Origin of the sequence: Novacetimonas maltaceti (assembly GCF_002906255.1) — a bacterium.
GTDB classification, from domain to species: domain Bacteria; phylum Pseudomonadota; class Alphaproteobacteria; order Acetobacterales; family Acetobacteraceae; genus Novacetimonas; species Novacetimonas maltaceti.
The window spans coordinates 1-2,581 of record NZ_POTC01000117.1 but is presented as its reverse complement, the minus strand read 5'-3'; the positions used below and the strand labels follow the sequence as shown (position 1 = coordinate 2,581).

General features: G+C 49.9%; 3 protein-coding genes. All 3 read right to left on the bottom strand.

Translation table 11 applies throughout. The features are described from left to right. Nucleotides 1–106: 106 nt before the first annotated feature. On the bottom strand, nucleotides 107–361 hold the full coding sequence (locus KMAL_RS16445; protein ID WP_110096521.1) for a thiamine pyrophosphate-binding protein: 255 nt from the start codon (nucleotides 359–361) through the stop codon (nucleotides 107–109). A gap of 146 nt (nucleotides 362–507) precedes the next feature. Beyond that, complete coding sequence (locus KMAL_RS17965) at nucleotides 508–1,488, bottom strand: prephenate dehydratase domain-containing protein (RefSeq protein WP_014106216.1); 981 nt, start codon at nucleotides 1,486–1,488, stop codon at nucleotides 508–510. Between the two features lie 35 nt (nucleotides 1,489–1,523). After that, nucleotides 1,524–2,390: an acyl-CoA dehydrogenase family protein gene (locus KMAL_RS16435; protein ID WP_239020196.1), complete on the bottom strand. Its 867-nt coding sequence runs from the start codon at nucleotides 2,388–2,390 to the stop codon at nucleotides 1,524–1,526. Between the last annotated feature and the right edge of the window lie 191 nt (nucleotides 2,391–2,581).

Sequence of the window (2,581 nt, the reverse complement as noted above, 5' to 3'; positions counted from 1 at the left end):
CCCTCGGGCGAACCTCCTCAATCAGAGGTTCCCAGATCGCCCATGTCTCGTCCGTAAAGGTGCCTGTTCTGTCTCCTTCTTCCATCCCTACAATATGGGAAGAAATTCAAGATCTAACAGGCCCTAGATCACCAACGCCATAGGTTACCGTGACCACAGCAAAGCCACTGATTCGGGCGTCTCCATCTGCCGCGTAACAGGCATTAAGTTCGTTGCATGTTCCGATAAATTCAATACGGCCATCACTTTCGAGAAGCTCAAGAAAGCGAAGATTATAGTCACCGGGCACCCCATAGATACGTTTGATTCCGGCCTCGACAAATATATCTATGAGTGTGTTTCCGATTGATTGCGCGGGCATGTCTGTTTCCTTTTTTATCCTCGATCGCGAGATATCAGAGCGCCCATTACGTGACCCTCCGCGGGAACGCGTGTTAAAAATCGACATCAATATAATAAATTGTATTTTATTATATTGTATTTCTGGTTACAAATTCAGCCCAAAAATTATTGAAGAACCCTTGAGTATATAACTATATATGAATTGTCTTTTGGTATATTCCCCAAAAAATGGTCTCTTAAGAAATTACTCTGGAAACCAAATGCGCGATAAAGGCGGTCGACATTGGTGGCAGCCACTGGGATATGACCTAGATAACGACCTTCCGTTCGAACTGAACAGCCATGAATTAGTGTCTCATTTGTGGACCCATCTTCGTTTTTCAAGAAGATCTCGAGTGCCCTGCCCGAACGGCAAGTGAAACTTATTTGCGATCGTAACCTCTCACGTTCGTTTGCCCTCTCTCCCTCAGGCGCAACCCTTGAAAGCAGCACATTCGGCGAGACCGGGCAGCAGATCTGAGATGTCCTTTGAAATTTATTATCTGTCGCCGCCGTGTCATTTTGTCTTTGAATCAACAGAAAGGTAGTTTCATTGTCCACATCGTTGGCAATATCGTGTGCAACCAGCGAGAGATTGTAACGATCTGCAAGGTTAGGCGAGCCTATGGCCGCCAACTCTCGAGATCTCGTTCTCGAGACTAATGCGGCGCCCGCCGCAGTACTATGTGACACCTGCGCTCCAATGAGCATGCGCCGCTGCCAATGGCTAGACTGCCTCAACGCGGCAGAATGGGACACGACGCGACGAATCGTAGATAGTGTCGCTCCTTCACGTGCAAGTAACGCGAGGCTAATGCGGTGGACATACGCGCCAACGGCGATCACTCCGCTGTCCAGAAGCGCGCTCCATCCTGCGATTATTTGTCCTGCAATTGTGTTATAAATTGGGATTAGCCCGTAATCGACGTTCTGAGTGACAACTGCGTCAATCACATCCCCGAATGTCCGTCGTGGTTCGGGACGCACGCGCGAACTGATTGAACTGCATACTTCATGCGAGAACGATCCTGAAGGACCGAGATGGGCTATTGAGCCCCCGTCGCTCTGCAGAAACTCGTTAAGCCTGTCGTCAACGAATTGTGGCATACTTTGCCTCCCAAAACGCCAAAAAGCGCCGGAGTTTAATCGTTCGTAGTTTTCTTCTTCAGCCGTAGAATCTGATTCATGATGTTCTTCCGGTGCATCTCCTCAGTACCCCCCACACTGGCGAAGCCGAGCGCGTCCTGGAGCACTGAGGAAACGGGTCCTATATGATAGCCGAGGCTACCATACAGCTTCATCAATTCGAGCCCGTTGCTAATGACGTCGTCTGCACCAACGACCTTTGCTATGGAGCAATCGAGCAGCGACTGAGGGTGTTCCGAAAATAGTCGCCCGAGAGCACCAAGTGCTGTCCATCGGGATCTCTCGATCCGCGTAATGATGTCGGTCAGACGTCGTTGGATGTGCTGGTGCTCAATGATGGGCGAGCCAAAACTCACCCTCGTTTCTGCATACTCTATTGCGGATGTGAGGAAAGGACGTAGTAAATTAGAGGCGACTAAACCATAATAAACCCTGCCTAAGGTAACTATATCGATGAGCTGGCGCAGTCCCCGGTCTACGTTACCGAGAATTTGCTCGGGAGAAACATACACGTCGTCCAAAGCAATCGGACCGGTGGGGAGATTTTTATTGCCTAACTTGAGATCATAATTTCCTGTCACTAAACCCGGAGTTCCGCGGTCGAGGAAGACGAGACTTACTGCTCCCGTTTCTTGCTTGCATACGATTAGGAAAAAATCAGCGACAGGCGCATGCGCAATATTAAATTTCGATCCATTCAGCTTATAACCGTTCCCGAATGGCGTTAGTAGTGTGTGAACATCTCGAACATCGGTTCCTGTGGTTGGTTCAGCGATACCTGTTGCGCTAAGCTTACCGGTCCGGACAGCCTCAAGGTATTTTTCCCGTTGCGCGTCGGAGCCCCACCTGTCGAGCCCCCGCACAATACCTGCCTGAGCGATTATGGACAAAAGTAAACCAGAGGATCCGATTGCTGACGAAAGTCCATCTAGCAGCCTGTCGGGTTGGGGTACCCTGTGAAGAGGTGAAGTTGTAAGGTGGTGAGATGAGCAGCTTCATCCCGTTTGACCGGTCTCAGCCGTATCTTCTGCCGCCTGATCTGAAGTCGTGGCTT